The following is a 19,130-nucleotide window of genomic DNA, read 5'->3' as shown; positions in this document are numbered from 1 at the left end:
CTTCTGGGTAATTGACCGGAATTTAAATTTTAAATTGGCGCGGGTATTCTCAAACGAAAATTTTCACTCGCATTATTCATGGGGCATGGGGCATGGGGCATTGGGCATGGGGCATTTGTCATTTGTCATTTGTCATTTGTCATTTGTCATTTGTCATTTGTCATTGGGCATTGGTTACTAAATTCTTCTCCCTCACTCCCTCACTCCCTCACTCCCCACTCCCCACTCCCCACTCCCCACTCCCCACTCCCCACTCCCTAGTCCCTTAAAAGATAGCTGAATTATGGCGATAATCTCCTCGAAAAAACAGCCTCCAGAACCCAACGGAGAACCAAAGCAGCGTCGAGAGTCGGCGAAAGCACCTTCCACAGACAACATTTTGCAACCTGAAGCTGCTATTGATGAACAAGATAAGCAGGAAGAGGGTATTCGACCGCAACGATTTGCCGATTACATTGGGCAAAAAGATTTAAAGGATGTGCTAGATATTGCCATCAAAGCAGCCAAGTCTCGTGGTGAGGTGTTGGATCATTTGCTGCTGTATGGGCCGCCAGGATTGGGCAAAACCACAATGGCCATGATTTTAGCATCGGAAATGGGGGTAAATTACAAAATTACCAGTGCGCCAGCCCTAGAACGTCCACGAGATATTGTCGGACTACTGGTGAACCTCAAGCCAGGTGATATTTTATTTGTGGATGAAATTCATCGCCTCTCGCGGATGACGGAGGAAATTCTCTATCCGGCTATGGAAGATTATCGCTTAGATATTACCATTGGTAAGGGTTCTGGCGCTCGGATTAGAAGTTTGCCGCTATCAAAGTTTACCCTAGTAGGGGCTACAACCCGTGTGGGTGCTTTAACTTCACCACTGCGCGATCGCTTCGGTTTGATTCAAAAACTCCGATTTTATGAAGTTGACGAACTGACTAAAATTGTACTGCGAACTGCTCAATTACTCAAAACCCCCGTTACAGAAGATGGTGCCACAGAAATTGCCCGTCGTTCACGCGGAACGCCACGTATTGCTAACAGGCTACTTAAACGAGTACGTGATTATGCGGAAGTAAAAATATCTGGCGAGATTAATGAAAGCATTGCATCGGAGGCATTGCAACTATTCCAAGTAGATCCCTGCGGTTTAGATTGGACAGACCGCCAAATGTTGAGTGTAATAATTGAACAATTTAACGGCGGTCCAGTGGGGTTGGAAACAATGGCAGCAACGACGGGTGAAGATACCCAAACCATTGAAGAAGTGTACGAACCTTACCTCATGCAGATTGGGTATTTAACTAGAACTCATCGCGGGAGAATGGCGACAAAGGCTGCATACAAGCATTTGGGATTCACGCCGCCTAATGAACAGTTGTCATTATTGTAATTATGGGAAATTGGGCATTGGGCATTGGCCATTGGGAATGAGTCTTTGAACTCCATTAACGAGTCTTTGAGCTTCGTGAATGAGTCTTTGAACTCCATTAATGAACCTTTGAGCTTCGTTAACGAGCCTTTGAGCTTCGTTAATGAACCTTTGAGCTTCGTTAATGAACCTTTGAGCTTCGTTAATGAACCTTTGAGATCCTCTGCCCAATGCCCCATGCCCCAATACAGTTCGGTTAACGTATTTATTGAGCGGAGATCCCCCCAACCCCCCTTAAAAAGGGGGGCTAATAAGCTGTTGCGTATTGAATTTGTATATTGGACGCGCTCATGTTGCCCGCACTACAATAATTTTGGGTTTTCGTGTTATGCAATTTAGCTGCACATCACAGCTTATTTCTTTTACCCCTTTTTTAAGGGGGTCGCCACAGGCGGGGGGATCTATCCGAACGCTATTGCTCAATGCCACATTTTCAAAATAGACACAGGTAAATTCAGAATGATTAAGTTAATTAGTATTTTTCTTAGTCTGTTACTTATATTTGGCTGGGGTACTCCAGTCATGGCACAATCTCAATTGCCTATTACTCAAGAACAGTTAAAACAAGGTGATGAGTGGGCAAATCAAGCCTTTGCAGCGACCAATCAAGGTGATTTTGCGACGGCTGAAACTTACTGGACAAAGATTATTGAGCAATTTCCTACTAATGCGGGGGCGTGGAGTAACCGGGGAAATTCGCGGGTGAGTCAGAACAAATTACCAGAGGCGCTGGCAGATTATAACAAAGCTATAGAACTAGCGCCGAATGTCACCGATCCTTATTTGAATCGGGGCGCGGCGTTGGAAGGGTTGAGAAAATGGGACGATGCGATCGCAGATTATAATCATGTCTTAGAACTCGATCCAAATGATGCGATGGCGTATAATAATCGCGGGAATGCCACAGCTGGTTTAGGAAAATGGTCAGATGCGATCGCAGACTACAAAAAATCTAATCAGATAGCTCCAAATTTTGCCTTCGCCCGTGCTAACTACGCCCTCGCTCTTTATGAAACAGGTCAAAAAGAGCAAGCAATCCGTGAAATGCGGAATATTATCCGTAAATATCCCCAGTTTGCTGATATGCGTGCCGCCCTCACAGCCGCCTACTGGGTGAATGGAGAACAAGGCGAAGCAGAAAGTAACTGGGTAGCAGCTTATGGACTTGATAGCCGCTACAAGGATATCGACTGGGTAACAAATATCCGCCGTTGGCCGCCCAGCCTAGTTACAGCTTTAGATAAGTTCTTGAAAATCAAGTAAGTGCATCTGCAAATTTTTCCTATAGCTGTAGGACAGGTGTTTCACCTGTCTGTTTCAACTCTTGGCAGCAAGCATCCACAATATAGGAAATAGCATTGTTTGCCAGTTCTTCTATTAAATCCTTACTGATTGAAGGCTCAGAAAACATAAAATTCAACAGCATTTTTCCCTGAAAAGTTGCAACAGCAGCTCCGAAAATACCTCCAAAAGCTGCCTGTCCTGGAACAAAGCTGATTTCTTCTAGTTCAAACAGACCATAAGTATTAGGAATATTTACTTGACCTATATTAGTAATCGCTACACTAACAGGTGCTTCATTGGGATGGGCGAGTAAGGATTGGACAATTTTATTAAGCATCAGCACAATACTGAAGATATCGTCACATCTTAATCCTTCTTCCAGATATTGTTTGACAGCCTTTGCTAAATTCCAGAAGGATGTATTTTTTCCTAAAGTATGAAATGAAGTAATAGATGAAGCCAAAACACCCATATTTTCATCGCTGACTACTGGTTGCAGGCGGTTACGCAAACTCACTTCAGAACGACAACTGAGACAAATTTCTGTCATCTCCTCACCATTAATTTCTTTCGCTACTGCAAACATAAACGCTGCACACAAAGCAGCTTGTACTGTTGTCTTTTCCTTCCTACAAAAATTTATCAGTTTTTCAGTTAGCTGTTCATCTAGCTGTCTGTGAACAACGCTACAATGGCGTGACTCTATAGGTACAAATTTTTCAAAATTCAAGCTTTTTGGTCGATACCAAATCTCCTGTAACTTCAGTCGCAATAATAATAAAATGCCATTCATTTGACCTCGCCATCCCTGTATCGATTTAGGTAACAGTTCTTGTATGGGTGGTAATGGGGGCAAACTAAACACTTGACTGATTGATTCATCGGACGCAATTTTTTGGCAGTGAGTCAAAATTTCCGAGTGCAGCCTGACTGATGATAAGCCATCTGATATGGCATGATGTAATATTGTGATTAAATAATTGACATTGTTTTCACTTTCCGAACTGACTAATATAAATCGTGCTAAACTTTTGTGGCTCTCGATTTTCTGGTTCAGCTCTTCTACAAGAACTTCTTGCCATTGCTCCTTGTAAAGATTATTAACAACACGTAGAGGAAGTTTGCTCGATCCCATTTCAAAGCGAAGATTATCCAATGTACCAATAATACGAGAATTCAGACGTGGGTGATGATACTGGATTAAATCGATAGCTTGTCTGAGAATTTCTTCATTAAGAGGGCCGATAATCCGACTAATTGTCGCTATATTGAAAGAGTTAGCACTCTGATTTAAGATTTCGAACGCTTGTTCAATAGGAACAAGTTTTCTATTTACTGTCATAAGTAACTTTGATTGGCTTTGCTATTGATCTAGTTCCACAGACTACCATATTCTAAGATGTATTAATTAAAAGGTTGATTATTAAGTAAATAAAAATATTTTTCTTTAGACATCCAAGTTTTACCTTAGCTCAGGCTTGAATAGGTAACTTCCGAAGTCAGTAATGGATAAGGCTCCTACAAGTAATAAAATGCTATTAAGTTAGCTTTCGCCCAGGGCTATTTCATTCTCATCTAGCCCGCCTCAGAATTCATTCTGAGTCTAATAACGAAAGTCGTCTAAAGACGACTGAGAAAAAGTTATAGTCAGTTTTAATCGACTTTAGCTATAAGAAAAGGAACTTCAGTTCCGGGCGGTTTATGTCTAGAATGAAATAGCCCTGGTTATCAGCCAGTCATTCATGCACCCGTAGCTATAATTTATCTTAGAACAAAGATCAGGCAGATAAACTCACCAATTCTTGAATCTGCCTTGGGGTCAATTCCTGGACATTATTCAAAACTATTGCTGCTCCTGCTTTCTGTAGTGTCTCACTGTAGCCATCACTACGCGCTGCTGTTTCCTGGACATGGGGCGGTAAAACTCCTACACCAATCCATGTCCGGTCTGGATTCAAATCTCGCGCTTTTTCTACAGTATACATATCTGCTACCGTATCTCCCATATACACTATTATTGATGTTTTGTCAAAGTTATTCTCTAGTAAGCGAACTGTGGCGAAAAGTCCAGTGGGGTCAGGTTTTCCTGGTGCATCTTCCATCGCAATCAACACCGGAGATTGTAAACCCAACCGTTTTTCTAATACATAGTTGGCGGAAGCGCGAGTCGCACCGCTAAAAAATCCCCAAACAATACCCGCTTGGGTAAGTTGCTCTAAATAGCTAGGTTGTAATAACAAAGGTTCATCACAGATATACCCAGTAAAATTATTCGGGTCTGAGCCTCGGTAGCGGGATTGAAAAAAAGCAACGATCGCATCATAATCTAGTTGCAGTTGTTCGCGGGTCTGTCCTTGGGTTTCAAAGTAGCGATAAATTAATTCTTGGGATGCTTCCCAATCGTTATTCCACACACCTTCAGACTTTAGTTGGTCAATATCTAGTGGGGTTGGCCGATATGCTTGGGTAGTAAAATATTCTACGGTATCTGCGATCGCACGCCGATAGGAACCGCTAACATCGCGCACAACGCCATCAATATCGAAAACAACAATCGCTTTTGCAGAAGTTTGTTGAGTCATGGGGTAGAGAGCAAAAGAGTTTTACCTGATCATAAGGGGTACAATCATCACTCAGGTAAAAAATCAGAGTCGAGGACTTGCTCTAGTGTAAAAGGAGATTGTTCAGGGAAGGTAGCGATCGCTAATCCAGTTTCAATCACAGCCAATCGTCTAGCCGTTTGGTAGCTTTCATCGAAAACCTGATCAAAGTAAGGCTTCAAACTCGGACTTTCCTTGAGTGCTTTTTGGACTCGCCTACGGTGTTCTAAAATTGTATATTGCCAACTTTTTGAGCGCCTTTCAGTTTGAATTTGGTATTTGAGCAGATGCATCAGCAACACTTCCAGATTGCTCTCCAATGCCCGCTTTTCACTTCTGCCCATCGTTTCAATTTCTTCAATCAGGTTGTCTAAGTCCAGTTCTGTGAGCCGACCTTGTTTGAGCAGTTCTGCTGTGGTTTGAATCCACAGGTAAAAGTCTTGCTCATACAAATCTGAACTAGATGTTGTTTGAGATTGGGGCAGTTGGGCAGTCACGTCGCTTCGCTCCGAATTCAAAATTCAAAATTCAAAATTAACAGCAAAATCTTCTAAATCAACGTGAGTTCGACAAATCTTGTTTGACCTCTCAAGAGCAGCCCCTCTCCGTTGGCGTCAGCCTGCCGTTTTAGGCAAGCGGAGAGGGGAGTAAAAAGCTTAATTTTTCGTTCCTCCTCCCTTTCCGTTTCGGAGAGGGAGGCTGTCCGGGAGAGGTTCATCGAACTCACGTTAAATCAGGTGAGATTATGACTCAGGTAAAAAATCAGGGTTGAGGGCTTGCTCTGGCGTGAAAGGGGACTGTTCTGGGAAGATAGCCAGATGTAATTCAGTTTCATCAGCAACCAAGAGTCTCGCATCGTCATAACACTGCCCGAAAACCTCACAAAAATAAGGTTTGAGGCTAGGACTTTCTTCTAGAGCTTGTCTGAGGCGTTTGCGATGCTCTCGAATTGTGGCTCGCCAATTACCAGAGCGCTTCTCGGCTTGATATTTATACTTCAATAGATGCATTAGCACCACTTCCAAATTGCTTCTGAGCGCTTTCTTTTCACTCCTGCCCATTGTTTCAATTTCATCAATCAAATTCTCTAAATCGAGTTCTGTGAGCCGACCTTGCTTGAGCAGTTCTGCCGTGGTTTGAATCCACAGGTAAAAATCTTGCTCATACAAATCTGAACTAGATGTTGTTTGAGATTGGGGCAGTTGGGCAGTCATAAGCATCTTTCGTTAGCGCCGACTACACCTTATGCTAGCCCAATCCAATTACTGTTTGGTCATTTGATAGAGTATTGCGTTAAAATAAGCGATCGCTATCCTAGTTAAGTAATGCCCGGAAATTCCCGGAGGTGTGATTGACCAAGTTTATTTTGAAAATTCTGTGGTTAGACGAAAACGTTGCTCTAGCAGTCGATCAAATTGTCGGCAAAGGCACCAGTCCTTTGACTAAGTACTTTTTCTGGCCTAGAAATGATGCCTGGGAAGAGTTAAAAAAGGAACTAGAATCCAAACATTGGATTACTGACCTAGATCGTGTCGAGTTGCTTAACAAAGCGACAGAAGTGATTAACTACTGGCAAGAGGAAGGCAGAAACCGTCCAATGGCAGAAGCTCAGTTGAAATTTCCAGAAGTTGCCTTCACAGGTAGCGCCTGATATTACAAAATTAGCGATTGTGCTATTCTACAAGCTGCCACAGTTTGATAGTCTTGTCTCGGCTGCCACTTGCAATTAATTGTGTAACTTTGCTCATAGCTACAGCAGATACTGAGTCTACATGACCAGAGAGAGTAACAATCTCTTCTGCTGTGCTTACCCTCCAAAGTTTAACTGTTTTGTCGCAACTTGCACTTAGGAGCGTTTCGCCATCGGCACTAAAAGCCACAGCCACCACAGACCAGGAATGGCCTACTAGTGTGCAAATTAGCTGACCAGTGTTTACCTCCCACAATTTAATGGTGTTATCATCACTACCCGTCGCCAAAATTTGACCATCGGGACTAAAAGCGACTGTCAAAACCGCCCATGCATGACCCGAAAGGGTGCTTAACAAGCTATAGCATGGGCGGTTTTTAAATTCTCTCTGGGAACTTTCTAATGCAGATATCTGCCACAAGCGAATTGTTCGGTCATAACTAGCGCTGGCTAAAAGCTGTCCTTGGGGACTAAATGCTACTGAATTTACCTGTAATTGGTGTCCAGTCATCGAGCAAATTTCTGTGCCAGTATTTATATCCCAGAGTTTGACTGTCTTATCCCAGCTACCACTAGCGAGAATCTGCCCATCTGGACTGAAAGCAACAGATTTTACAATGTGTGAGTGTCCCAATAGAGTGCAGATTTCCTCTAATGTCTTAACCTGCCACAATTTGATAGTTTTATCATCGCTAGCAGTTGCCAGAATTTGACCATCAGGACTGAAGGTAACTGATTTTACAGCTTGGGAATGTCCTGATAAGCTAGCTAGGACTTTTTGGGTATTTAAATTCCATAATTTAACAATTTTGTCATCACTACCACTGGCTAAAGTGTAACCGTCAGGATTGATGGCAAGGGCATTTATACTACTCAATGTCCCAGAATGCCCAGTTAGGGTATGCAAGCATCGCCAAGGAGGATTTTGAATTGAATTTTGGATTTTGGATTTTGGGTCGCACCTTTGGTGCGCTTCCAGCGCAACTTGGATTTTAGATTCCATACCCATTGCTTGCATAACTTCATCGGCTGATTGAAAGCGGCGGTTAACAGCATTTTGCAGCAGCTTGTCGAGGATTTGCGCCAAGCGATCGCTTATTCTACTAGTAAGATAATCTCGCCAAACCCAACAATCGTTAGCAATATCAAATAAATCAAAGGGAGAAATCTGAGTAAGTAAGTAAATACAAGTTACACCTAAGCTATATAAGTCACTAGCAAAAACCGCTTTTCCTCTCGCTTGTTCTGGTGCCGCGTATTCTGGACTACCGATACTGGTTTCAGATGTTAGCCGATCAATTTCTGTAACGATTTTCGCAGTGGTAAAATCGACTATGACGAAATCCCCTTTTTTTGTAATTGGGGATCTACGGATGATATTTTGGGGTTTAATATCGCGGTGAATGATGTTGCGATCGCTAATAAACTGAAAGACTGGCAACACATCTTCTAAAAGTTGCCAAATCTGAGTTTCATTAAAAGTGCCTTCCTCTTCAATCACCTGAGCTAAATTAGTGCCTGCAATAAACTCCTGCACTAAATAAAAATGCCCGTTCTGCTGGAAATAAGCCAACAAAGCCGGAATTTGGGGATGCTTTCCTAATTCTTCTAGCTGTTGCGCCTTTTGCTGAAAAGTAATAGAAGTTTCGGATTCTGGCGAGAATTCTTGAACGACGCAAGGAAGTGGAGGAAACTGACCCTCATCTACAGCGAGGAAGGTTTTACAGAATCCCCCTTGATCAATCTGCTTGAGTAAACGATAATGTTCTTCTAAAAGCAAAATTTTTTGCCTACAGCGCATCCACAATCAAATATACCTGTTTTTAGTTACTCAGAACTTCAGTTTCATATCCGGTTGAAAACTGATCGTTAGGACTGACGCGGGGACGCGCAGAGATTTTATTGAAGAAGAATGCAGAATCCAGAATCCAGAATTCAGAATTCAGAATTCAGAATCATCAAAAAGTCTACGGCTAAAATGTTACAAAAAAATTGTAGGTTGGGTGGAGGCTTTGCGTAACCCAACATCCTGATAATCAGTTGGGTTGCGCTCCGCTCCACCCAACCTACGTCTAATGCACTATTAAAGCCATGAGGGTCTACTAAGTAAGTGGGTGAAATTAAATATAAAACCTCACCTTGCCTCCGGCTTCCCTCTCCTTAATAAGGAGAGGGATTGAGGGTGAGGTTTGATCTTATGTTTAATTATGCCTACCTACTTACGTGCATTTCACTAATCTTATAGTAGTCCTCTATCTAAAAACTATAGCTCATCTTAAATCGCTAGGGTGAATCTGCTATTTAGACCTTTGATAGATATTGTATCTTTATAAAAGAGTATGCAACTATCAATAGTCATAAACATACTTGAAAGTCCTGATTGTGTAAAAAAATATCAAATCTGAATGCAACTTTTTAACTAATGTTATTATGTAATAACCTCATGAGGTATTGTCATTAAGATCAATTATGAAATTAGCCACACAACCCACGGTAAAAACTCTAGGGGACTACGCCTACCAAGCGATTCAAAAACACTTTAAGAAAACCTTGAAGTGGGAAAAATCAGTAAAGAAAGATGAAGATCCAGAAGCACTGCACCAAATGCGAGTGGGAATGCGCCGCCTACGCACGGCTGTAACTCGGTTTGGGCTAGCGGTGGATATATCGAAACCAGTCAGCGATAAAAATATTGGTAAAATAGCGCGTCGTCTTGGTAATCTGCGAGATTTAGACGTACTCAAAGAAAGTTTGGAAAACAATTACAAACCAAACTTACCCCGCAAAGAACAGGAATCTCTGCAAACAGCTTTTACAGCCTTGGCTAAACAACGTGAAGATGTACTATTGAGTGTGCAGAAAACGTTAAAGGATGAATCTTACAAGTCTCTAAAAGATTCATTGGATAAATGGTTAGAGAAACCCACTTATCAACCTTTGGCATCTTTTAGCATTCAGCAAGTACTACCAGACTTACTGTTACCAGAAGTGAGTAACTTGTTACTACATCCGGGTTGGCTAGTTGGCACCAAATTTGTGGACTCAGAACTGAAAACCCAGAAAAACTGGGAACGCGAAAAGATAGAAAAACAATTGACAATAGAAGATGGAATTCTTCATAGTTTGCGAAAAGAAGCTAAACGTGTACGTTATCAGATGGAGTTATTTAGTGACTTATATGGTGAGTCTTACGCAGCTTATCTTGCAGAAGTGAAAAGTATCCAAGAAATTTTGGGTACGATGCAAGATAGTGCCGTTTTAACTAACTGGCTTGCAGATGTCTTCAAGTCAGAAATTGCGAGTGAGTTGCCCACCCTTGCTACTTTGTTAACTGAAAATCGTTACCAGTCGTGGCAGCAGTGGCAACCCTTACAAGAACGGTATCTGAAAGCTGAAACTAGGCATAGTTTTCATTTAACAATACTGCACCCGCTTTCAGGAGTAATAAGTTAAAGCAGGACTTATATAGCAGAATTCAGAATTCAGAATTCAGAATCCAGAATTCAGAATTCAGAAGTAAAACAGGGTTTATACCTGGCTTTGGGACTTAGCTTGTGTACCTCACCAACTTGAAATCTGCTGTATAGCGTTTATTAATCACATGAGGTACATCATAGCCCCCTCCTCGCTTGCTTTTAGGGAGTTGGGGTTCTTGTACCTCACAAGGGCTGAGAACCGCTATATCATGTCCGCTTGATTACTTATTAAACCCGAAGAACCCCACCCCCGCCAAAGCTGCGCTTTGTCTCCCCTCCCGAAGAGCGGGGAGGGGCTTAAGGGCAGCATCTGGCGTGTGGGGTGCAATGACTATGGAATCATAACTAATTACTCAGACATGATATAAAACCTCGTTTCCAGCCTCTGGCTGGAAATGCACCTCGTTGCGGCTCTGCCGCAAGTCTTGAGGCGGAGCCTCTCGGAATGCATTCCCAGTCGGAGACTGGGAACGAGACAAAGCTGGTTTTAGACTGACTTTTACCTGAAGTTGACACCAATGAGCAATGTTCCGTACCAACGTATTTGTATCATTATTAAAGTGAAACGATAATTAGCGATCGCATAATGCAGCATCTTAATCTGATGCAATGTTAATGCGTCCCTCTGCAATGCCAAGGCATCCCGATGCAATGTTAATGCGTCCCCCTACAATGCCAAGGCATCCCGATGCAATGTTAATGCGTCCCCCTGCAATGTCAATGCATCTCCTTGCAATGCCAATGCATCCCGATACAATGTTAATGCGTTCCCCTACATTAAAAACGCTACGCTTTTACGCAAAACTGTACTAAGTAATTATGCCAGCCGATAATTTGGAGATTAATGAAACGATCGCAGCACAATTTGCTCAATTAGTTCTGGATTGTATCGGGCGGGAGTATCCCAACAGTAATCTGTATTGGGCTGATAGCGACGAGGATATAAAACCACCGCGTAAATTGACTCCTGCTTTTTATGGCTGCTTAGATTGGCATTCAGCCGTACATGGTCACTGGTTGCTGGTACGTCTGGTGCGTCACTTTCCTGAAGCCTCTTTCAATGCCGCGTCAAAGCAAGCACTTAATCAGAGCCTAACACCTGAGAAGATTCAAGGAGAGATTGCCCATTTTCAACGGCTACCCTTTTATGAATTTCCTTATGGGGTGGCATGGTTTCTGCAACTGGCTGCGGAACTTCACGAGTGGAATCATCCTCAAGCGAAAGAATGGCGGATTGTATTGGAACCGTTGGAAAAGTTGATTGCAGCTAACTTACACCGTTGGATTGACAAACTAAAACTTCCAAATCGCACAGGGATGCATAGCCAAACAGCTTTTGCACTTGGTTTGATGCTAGATTGGGCAAGGATTACCGAAAATGCTGACTTCACTCAGTTAGTGGAGAACAAAGCACGACAATTCTATTTTAGCGATCGCAACTACTCATTACAATTCGAGCCGCTTGGCTACGATTTTCTCTCTCCTGGCCTTGCTGAAGCAGACCTGATGCGGCGAGTCCTTTCAACAACAGCTTTTACTGACTGGCTGACCAATTTTCTTCCCCAAATACCGATTGAGAATTCAGCAAATTGGTTAGAACCAAACACAGTAGATAATCCTAAAGATTATATGCAATCTCACTTCTACGGTCTTAATCTCAGTCGTGCTTGGATGCTTGAAGGGATCATTTATGGGTTGGCAAATAGCGATCGCCGCATAGAAACACTTCGCTCTGCTGCCATTCGTCATCGTCAGCATGGACTAGCAAATGTTGTAATTGAGCATTATGCAGCTAGTCACTGGCTAGGAACTTTTGCTGTTTACCTCTTAACAAATCGTGGGTTGCAAAAGCAAATTATTTAAACAGTCTGGGCGATCTAACAATGTATCAGACTGTTTAAATCGGGGTTTTCCCAATTCCCAGTTTTGTGCGATGGTGCAGCGTCTCGAAAGAGAAGCGCCATGACTCAAACCTTAAAAGATACCAAGTAAATATGCCTTAACCGAATTTATTATTAACAAATTCAATTAGTCCAGAATCGACAGTTTTTGGCTCAAGTTTACTCACAGCCGTCATTGCAAATACTTCCATCGGGCAGGATAGTGTTGCAAAAAATAGCACCTCCTTTCTCGATTCGATTCAAGTTGATCGGCTTGACAGGGGCATATCTCAGATAAGTGGCAAAAATGTAGATATCATCAATACTGGCATCTCTAGCACCTCTGAAGTCAGCATCTCTCAGGTTGGCACTGTCAAAGTCAACTTCACTCAAAATAGTATTTCTGAAGATAGCTCCAGAAAGGTTGGCATAGAGAAGACGGACAATAGACAGAGAAGCGCCACTCAAATTAGCCAAAGCCAGATTAGCACCGATGAGACTACTTTCGCTCAAACTAGCACCTCTCAAATTGGCATTACTCAAGTCAGCATTCTCCAAAACAACATCTACCAGAACAGCCCTTTCTAAGTTAGTACTACTCAGATCAGCACTTATCAACCCGCTTTCTTCGCAGTAGCAGTTCCTCAAACTAGCACCTCTTAAGTTGACACTGCACAGATTTACCATTCTCAATGCAACACCCTCCAAAATGACACCACTCAAATCGGCTCCTCTAAGATCAATTCCCCTAAAATCTCTCTCCCCAGCAGCATAACGTCTGAGCAGATCCTCAGCATCCATAATTTATCTTTAGCATCCATTTACACCATCAACTCTACCGCATTTATTATTTGCAACACCTTATTTGACCCTAGCAAGCTGAGGTGGATGAATGAGTCCCCAATGCCCAATGCCCCATGCCCAATGCCCAATGCCCAATACCCAATACCCAATGCCCAATACCCAATGCCCAATGCCCCAATTCTTAAAAGATGCCAAGTAAATATGTCTTAGCCGACTGAGACTGTCAGGATCAAAGAGTAAAGAGTAAAAGGCAATCTATTTTGACTTTTAACTTTCTCCTTTTGTTCAACTTTCCACAACGGGAGGTTTAATCTTGACTAAATTAAAAGTTGGTATCAATGGCTTCGGTCGTATCGGGCGACTTGTGCTTCGCGCTGGCATCGATAACCCTAACATTGAGTTTGTGGGGATTAACGACTTAGTACCACCAGATAACCTCGCTTATCTATTAAAGTACGATTCAACCCACGGTAAATTAAAGCTTAAGGTTGAAGCTAAGGAAGATGGCATCCTCGTTGACGGGCGCTTCATTCCTTGTATGTCGGTGAGGAATCCCGCAGAGCTGCCTTGGGGACAATTAGGCGCAGATTATGTCGTGGAATCTACGGGACTCTTCACTGGCTATGAAGGGGCGGCAAACCACCTGAAAGCAGGTGCAAAGCGAGTGATAATTTCTGCTCCCACCAAAGACCCAGATACAGTTCCTACCCTACTAATGGGTGTAAATCATCACTTGTTTGACCCCAGCAAAGATATAATTGTCTCCAATGCTAGCTGCACTACAAACTGTCTAGCTCCGATCGCTAAGGTGATCAATGACAATTTTGGATTGAGCGAAGGGTTGATGACCACAGTTCATGCCATGACTGCCACCCAGCCAACTGTAGACGGCCCCAGCAAGAAAGACTGGCGGGGTGGTCGAGGTGCAACTCAGAATATTATTCCCTCGTCTACAGGCGCAGCTAAAGCTGTAGCACTGGTTTTACCAGAATTGAAGGGTAGGTTAACTGGTATGGCATTACGAGTTCCGACTCCCGATGTCTCTGTAGTTGATTTAACTTTCAAAACTACCAAAGCTACTAGTTATAAGGAAATCTGTGCTGCCATGAAGGAGGCTGCCGCAGGTTCTTTATCTGGTATCTTGGGCTACACAGATGAAGAAGTAGTTTCCACAGATTTTCAAGGCGATACCCATTCCAGCATCTTCGACGCCGGTGCTGGGATTGAGTTGAACTCCAACTTTTTCAAGGTAATTGCTTGGTATGACAACGAGTGGGGCTACTCGAATCGCGTGATTGACCTAATGTTGTCTATGTCACAGAAGGAAAAACTCGCACCGACAGCAGCTGTGGTTTGATTGGTCATTGGTCATTAGTCATTAGTCATTAGTCATTAGCTTTTGACTTTTGACTATCGACTTTGGGGATTTGGGATGGTAAATACCCTGAAAGCAAGACTAAATAAAGTAACTTTTTTAGCAAACAATTGATATGAAGCACATGTGAATTTGGATGCTTTGCGCGATGTCTACGACGGGCGTAGCTGCGGCACAAAGCATCCAAATTTGCAGGTTATTCCTCAACCCCCAATCCCTATGCGTCGAACCAAAATCATTTGTACTGTTGGGCCGGCTTCATCTGCACCTGAAAAGCTACAAGCGTTAGTAGAAGCTGGAATGAATGTGGCGCGGCTGAATTTCTCCCACGGAGCCTATGAATTTCACGCCCAAACAGCTCAGTATCTCAGGCAAATTAGTACTGAGCAGCAAAAGCCGATCGCAATTATGCAAGACCTGTGTGGCCCGAAGATTCGCTTGGGAGTTTTACCACCGGAAGGGTTAAATCTGGAAGCTGGTAGTGAAGTTACCTTTGTTTTGCAACAAAAGGGTGAGAGTATTGACGAACTGCCTCTACCATTGCCAACTTTATTTGCAATGGTGCGACCAGGCGAACCGATTTTGATTAATGATGGTCGCGTCAAGTTGATTGTCACCGATCGCGATGCCGATCGCATTCGCGCACAAGTGAAAATTGGCGGGCTAATTTCCACACACAAAGGAGTAAACCTGCCACAAACTCCTTTACCTGTCAGTTCCATCACCGAAAAAGACTTACTGGATTTGCGCTTTGGGATTCAGTTGGGTGTAGACTGGGTAGCGGTATCCTTCGTGCGATCGCCACAAGATTTAGAACCCGCCCAAAGGATGATTGAAGCAGCTGGCGCTTCCATCCGTTTAATTGCCAAAATCGAAAGAGCAGAGGCAATAGAGAATTTTGATTCCATTCTGAAGATTGCCGACGCGATTATGATTGCCCGTGGCGATTTAGGGGTGGAAGTGCCAATTCACGAAGTACCCCTAATTCAAAAAGATATTATTCGCCGTTGCAATCGTGCTGGCAAGCCGGTGATTACAGCCACGCAAATGCTAGAGTCGATGATTAGCGCTCCCGACCCCACCCGCGCCGAAGCAACCGATGTTGCTAACTCGATTTTGGATGGAACAGATGCGGTAATGCTTTCTGGTGAAACAGCTGTCGGACAATATCCCATCGCCGCCGTCGAGATGATGCACAACATCGCAGTGCGGACAGAACAAGCTTTAGATGAGGGTAGCAAACATTCCTGGTGTCATGAGGCAGGCAGTCTCAGCGTCACCGAATCCGTGGCAGAATCGGTGTGTCGCATCGCCTATGAAACAGGCTCACGGGCAATTCTCTGTAACACTTCTTCAGGGAGTACCGCGAGAATGGTGTCTAAATATCGGCCAACTTCTCCAATTATTGCCCTCACCTCTGACGTGACTGTTTATCGCCAACTAGCGCTTTCTTGGGGTGTAGAAGCTTTGCTAATTCCACCAGTCCACAATGCCGAAGAGATGTTTACCAATGTGGTGAACACAGTTGTAGACATGGGTTTAGCGAATAAGGGCGATAAGGTGGTTATTACCTCTGGTGTTCCAATTGGTAAATCGGGAACAACTAGTTTAATCAAAGTGCATTCCATTGGACAGCCAATTTCGGCATAACCCACTTAGAATAGGGCTGTGGCTGTGGATAGTAAGCAAACTTGGGCAATGATTAAGAAAAATTGCCAGAATCAGAATTGAAGGAAGTAGGAAGTAGGGAGTGGGGAGTGGGGAGTGGGGAGGCAAAGAGCAGAATAATAACTCGTAAACCACATCTATTTTGAGAACCATAGTTTCTAAAAGTAGTGGGAGCATCTTGCTCCCTGCTCGTAGTAGCGGGCAAGATGCCCGCACTACTCCAGGTTTCAAAATGGACGAGGTTTAACTCCTAACTCCTGTACAGACGCGATTAATCGCGTCTCTACTTCTAACTCCTAACTCAGCACTCACTTGGTAAAGAACTGGGGAATTAAGTAAATCCTAAACAAACATCACGGAGTATTTTATGTCTCAGAATTTACTGGAACAATTGCGGAAAATGACTGTTGTGGTTTCAGATACAGGGGATATTCAGGCAATTGAAAAGTTCAAACCCCAAGACGCCACCACCAATCCTTCTCTGATTACTGCTGCGGCGCAGATGCCGGAATATCAGGGGATTGTCGATCAAACTTTACTCCAGGCAAAGAAAGATGCTGGAGCCGGAGCTACCCAAGCACAGATAGTTTCTCTAGCTTTTGACCGTTTGGCAGTTGCCTTTGGATTAAAGATTTTACAAATTATTCCCGGTCGCGTGTCTACGGAAGTAGATGCTCGGTTGTCCTACGATACCGAAGCTACCCTGACAAAAGCACGGGAATTAATTGCTCAGTATAAAGCCGCCGGAATTGGCCGCGATCGCGTGTTAATTAAAATTGCCTCTACCTGGGAAGGCATTCGCGCTGCGGAAATTCTCGAAAAAGAAGGTATTCACTGTAACCTTACCTTGTTGTTTGGTCTTCACCAAGCGATCGCCTGTGCAGAAGCTGGCGTCACCTTAATTTCTCCCTTCGTCGGTCGGATTCTCGACTGGCACAAAAAAGATACCGGACGCGATAGTTACCCAGCAGCCGAAGACCCAGGAGTTTTGTCTGTCACCAAAATCTACAACTACTACAAGAAATTCGGCTATAAAACCGAAATTATGGGAGCTAGTTTCCGCAATATTGGTGAAATTACCGAACTTGCAGGTAGTGATTTGTTGACAATTTCCCCGGCACTTTTGGGTGAATTGCACGCAACCATTGGGGAACTACCACGCAAACTCGACCCTGCTAAGGTAGCAAACTTGGAAATTGAAAAGATATCCATTGATAAAGCTACCTATGACAAATTACACGCGGCTGACCGCATGGCAACTGACAAACTAGACGAGGGCATCAAAGGTTTTACCAAGGCATTAGAAGACCTTGAGAAACTTTTGGCAGACCGACTAGTTCGCCTGGAAACAGAGGTAGTAGCAAGCCATTAGGCATTGGTATCAACTTCAGGTGAAAACCAGCCTAGAACCAGCTTTTAGCAAATTATCTCATTATCTCGTTCCCAGTCTCCGACTGGGAATGCCCCTCATTGAGGCTCCGCCTCCGTAACTTGCGGCAGAGCCACCAGGAACTGCATTTCCAGCCTCTTGCTGGAAACGAGATTTTAAAGGAGTTTTGGCATTCCCTCACAACATAACCAGCACTTACGCAAACAATAGCTGAAAAGAATGATTTTTAGGTAGGGGCAATTCATGAATTGCCCCTACAGCGTGTAGTTTTGCGTAAGTCCTAATAACGATAGTTAATGGTTAGTGGTTAATAGAACAACCACTAACCATTGCTTCGTTGTATCAGCAGTCATCAATACCGTCGTCGGTTATTTTGGTACCGTTCAAAAGACCGTCGTCGGTTATTTTCGTATCGTTCAAAAGACCGTCGTCGGTTATTTTCGTATCGTTCAAAAGGCCGTCGTCGGATATTTTCGTCTCCTCCCAAACGCTCCCGCCGTCGGATAATCTGCCGTCGTCGGTTATTTTCGTATCGTCTTGGCCGCCATTGAGCAATTAAAAGCTCTCCGGTTTTATCTCCAACTAGGTTAGCCTCTGGTGCAGCGCTCTGTTCATTGCGAACATTATTTAGAGAAATATCCTTCGCTTCAGCTAATGAGGGCGGATACACAAAGGCACATAGCAACATTGCTATTGAGGATAGCTTTTTGAAACCTTTCATGTTTTTGCTTCTACTAGACTTTTGGCAATAACTTTATTAAACACTCTAAAGTCGGCAAATTATCGCTCACACACTTTTTTTTAACTTAATTTAGTATGAAATTCTGGATTGCAATTTCACCCTTATGGATAATTGTAAATGAGATTAATTTGTGCAAATAAATAGTCAGTGTCCAGCAAAATGTAATTTTTCCTAATTGAAGATAAAGGCGGGTAATTGCTAGCTATCTCAGTTTGAGAGAGCTTTGCTTTGCTAATCACATTCCAATACTTCTCAGTGCATTGAGTAGGGATAACCAAAGTATCGCCAGATTACCAAAACCAGAAACTAATCCAGAAAATATATTATTGGTAATCCCTATTTGAACAGTACTAAAAGTTAGAGAAGCAAGATTACCAGCTTTGATATCTAATTTTATGGATAGCGAAAATTAATTGCTCCTGTCAAACCATAGTCAAAGAGGAGAATTGATTCTACATTTAACGGAAGAAGAAAAGGATACAGAGCAACTAAATTTATTTATGGATAACGTAGAAACAATTGTGCCGCGATGCCTAAGCACAAAGCACTCTAAGTCCTAGTTTCAGAGCAAATAAATTTATTTATGGGGATTTGAAAGCAAGAATTTTGAATTTTGAATTCCCCGAACGCGAGTGCGTCTCCAAGAGTTGGGGTTGACATTATTTACTAAGAAAAAGGGTTTTAAGGAACTTCCAAATAAAAAAATATCCCAAAACTGACGCAAAATCCTCCCTATTTCTCTTCTCTCTGTGTTCTCTGCGTCTCTGTGGTTCGTTCTTTGGATAATTTATTTCTTGG

At 43.1% G+C, this 19,130-nt stretch carries 19 protein-coding genes; 9 read left to right on the top strand and 10 right to left on the bottom strand.

Going from position 1 to position 19,130, the window contains the following annotated elements:
* Positions 1 to 78 precede the first annotated feature (78 nt).
* The 3 genes from V7K27_RS17060 to V7K27_RS17050 all read left to right on the top strand — a co-directional run bounded on the left by V7K27_RS17060 (position 79) and on the right by V7K27_RS17050 (position 2,686).
* The gene (locus tag V7K27_RS17060; RefSeq protein WP_334949209.1) at positions 79 to 261 is read left to right on the top strand and encodes a hypothetical protein; all 183 of its coding nucleotides are present in this window, start codon (positions 79 to 81) and stop codon (positions 259 to 261) included.
* 22 nt (positions 262 to 283) lie between these two features.
* Positions 284 to 1,384, top strand: coding sequence for a Holliday junction branch migration DNA helicase RuvB (ruvB, locus tag V7K27_RS17055; protein WP_334949207.1), 1,101 nt, complete (start codon positions 284 to 286; stop codon positions 1,382 to 1,384).
* A 498-nt stretch (positions 1,385 to 1,882) separates the two neighbouring features.
* On the top strand, positions 1,883 to 2,686 hold the full coding sequence (locus V7K27_RS17050; RefSeq protein ID WP_334949205.1) for a tetratricopeptide repeat protein: 804 nt from the start codon (positions 1,883 to 1,885) through the stop codon (positions 2,684 to 2,686).
* Positions 2,687 to 2,705: 19 nt separating this feature from the next.
* Here V7K27_RS17050 and V7K27_RS17045 read toward each other — a convergent pair whose 3' ends face one another.
* The 4 genes from V7K27_RS17045 to V7K27_RS17030 all read right to left on the bottom strand — a co-directional run bounded on the left by V7K27_RS17045 (position 2,706) and on the right by V7K27_RS17030 (position 6,521).
* Positions 2,706 to 4,049, bottom strand: coding sequence for a phthiocerol/phthiodiolone dimycocerosyl transferase family protein (locus V7K27_RS17045; RefSeq protein WP_334949203.1), 1,344 nt, complete (start codon positions 4,047 to 4,049; stop codon positions 2,706 to 2,708).
* 436 nt (positions 4,050 to 4,485) lie between these two features.
* On the bottom strand, positions 4,486 to 5,289 hold the full coding sequence (locus V7K27_RS17040) for a TIGR01548 family HAD-type hydrolase (RefSeq protein WP_334949201.1): 804 nt from the start codon (positions 5,287 to 5,289) through the stop codon (positions 4,486 to 4,488).
* A 47-nt stretch (positions 5,290 to 5,336) separates the two neighbouring features.
* Positions 5,337 to 5,804 carry a DUF29 domain-containing protein gene (locus V7K27_RS17035; RefSeq protein ID WP_334949199.1) on the bottom strand — a complete coding sequence of 156 codons (468 nt, stop codon included), beginning with the start codon at positions 5,802 to 5,804 and terminating at the stop codon, positions 5,337 to 5,339.
* A gap of 246 nt (positions 5,805 to 6,050) precedes the next feature.
* Positions 6,051 to 6,521, bottom strand: coding sequence for a DUF29 domain-containing protein (locus tag V7K27_RS17030; RefSeq protein ID WP_334949197.1), 471 nt, complete (start codon positions 6,519 to 6,521; stop codon positions 6,051 to 6,053).
* A gap of 137 nt (positions 6,522 to 6,658) precedes the next feature.
* On the opposite strand from V7K27_RS17030, the gene V7K27_RS17025 reads away from it, so the two are divergent.
* Entirely contained in the window at positions 6,659 to 6,958 is a 300-nt protein-coding gene (locus V7K27_RS17025; RefSeq protein ID WP_012410744.1) for a 30S ribosomal protein PSRP-3, read from the top strand.
* 22 nt (positions 6,959 to 6,980) lie between these two features.
* Here V7K27_RS17025 and V7K27_RS17020 read toward each other — a convergent pair whose 3' ends face one another.
* Entirely contained in the window at positions 6,981 to 8,798 is a 1,818-nt protein-coding gene (locus tag V7K27_RS17020; protein WP_334949195.1) for a serine/threonine-protein kinase, read from the bottom strand.
* Between the two features lie 668 nt (positions 8,799 to 9,466).
* Here V7K27_RS17020 and V7K27_RS17015 point away from each other — a divergent pair.
* Positions 9,467 to 10,450, top strand: coding sequence for a CHAD domain-containing protein (locus V7K27_RS17015; protein ID WP_334949193.1), 984 nt, complete (start codon positions 9,467 to 9,469; stop codon positions 10,448 to 10,450).
* Positions 10,451 to 10,826: 376 nt separating this feature from the next.
* Here the strand turns inward: V7K27_RS17015 and V7K27_RS17010 are convergent, their stop codons facing one another.
* Positions 10,827 to 11,012 carry a hypothetical protein gene (locus V7K27_RS17010; RefSeq protein WP_334949191.1) on the bottom strand — a complete coding sequence of 62 codons (186 nt, stop codon included), beginning with the start codon at positions 11,010 to 11,012 and terminating at the stop codon, positions 10,827 to 10,829.
* 280 nt (positions 11,013 to 11,292) lie between these two features.
* On the opposite strand from V7K27_RS17010, the gene V7K27_RS17005 reads away from it, so the two are divergent.
* Positions 11,293 to 12,336 (top strand): DUF2891 domain-containing protein, encoded by a 1,044-nt coding sequence (locus V7K27_RS17005; protein ID WP_334949189.1) that lies wholly within the window; start codon positions 11,293 to 11,295, stop codon positions 12,334 to 12,336.
* A gap of 197 nt (positions 12,337 to 12,533) precedes the next feature.
* Here the strand turns inward: V7K27_RS17005 and V7K27_RS17000 are convergent, their stop codons facing one another.
* Both V7K27_RS17000 and V7K27_RS16995 read right to left on the bottom strand, forming a co-directional pair.
* Complete coding sequence (locus V7K27_RS17000; protein WP_334949187.1) at positions 12,534 to 13,154, bottom strand: pentapeptide repeat-containing protein; 621 nt, start codon at positions 13,152 to 13,154, stop codon at positions 12,534 to 12,536.
* Between the two features lie 20 nt (positions 13,155 to 13,174).
* Positions 13,175 to 13,327: a hypothetical protein gene (locus V7K27_RS16995; RefSeq protein ID WP_334949185.1), complete on the bottom strand. Its 153-nt coding sequence runs from the start codon at positions 13,325 to 13,327 to the stop codon at positions 13,175 to 13,177.
* A gap of 143 nt (positions 13,328 to 13,470) precedes the next feature.
* On the opposite strand from V7K27_RS16995, the gene gap reads away from it, so the two are divergent.
* Positions 13,471 to 14,514, top strand: coding sequence for a type I glyceraldehyde-3-phosphate dehydrogenase (gene gap, locus V7K27_RS16990; protein WP_334949183.1), 1,044 nt, complete (start codon positions 13,471 to 13,473; stop codon positions 14,512 to 14,514).
* Between the two features lie 237 nt (positions 14,515 to 14,751).
* Positions 14,752 to 16,182 (top strand): pyruvate kinase, encoded by a 1,431-nt coding sequence (gene pyk, locus V7K27_RS16985; RefSeq protein ID WP_334949279.1) that lies wholly within the window; start codon positions 14,752 to 14,754, stop codon positions 16,180 to 16,182.
* A gap of 52 nt (positions 16,183 to 16,234) precedes the next feature.
* On the opposite strand, the gene V7K27_RS16980 is transcribed toward pyk, so the two are convergent.
* On the bottom strand, positions 16,235 to 16,405 hold the full coding sequence (locus V7K27_RS16980; RefSeq protein WP_334949181.1) for a hypothetical protein: 171 nt from the start codon (positions 16,403 to 16,405) through the stop codon (positions 16,235 to 16,237).
* Positions 16,406 to 16,567: 162 nt separating this feature from the next.
* Between V7K27_RS16980 and V7K27_RS16975 the strand changes: the two genes are divergently transcribed.
* Entirely contained in the window at positions 16,568 to 17,572 is a 1,005-nt protein-coding gene (locus tag V7K27_RS16975) for a transaldolase (protein ID WP_334949179.1), read from the top strand.
* 370 nt (positions 17,573 to 17,942) lie between these two features.
* Here V7K27_RS16975 and V7K27_RS16970 read toward each other — a convergent pair whose 3' ends face one another.
* Positions 17,943 to 18,311, bottom strand: coding sequence for a hypothetical protein (locus tag V7K27_RS16970; protein ID WP_334949177.1), 369 nt, complete (start codon positions 18,309 to 18,311; stop codon positions 17,943 to 17,945).
* Positions 18,312 to 19,130: the final 819 nt, after the last annotated feature.

The sequence above is a fragment of the Nostoc sp. genome (assembly GCF_036919575.1).
In the GTDB taxonomy this organism is placed as follows: Bacteria; Cyanobacteriota; Cyanobacteriia; order Cyanobacteriales; family Nostocaceae; genus Nostoc.
Note: the sequence above shows the minus strand (reverse complement) of the source record. Positions and strands in the feature narration are given on the sequence as shown.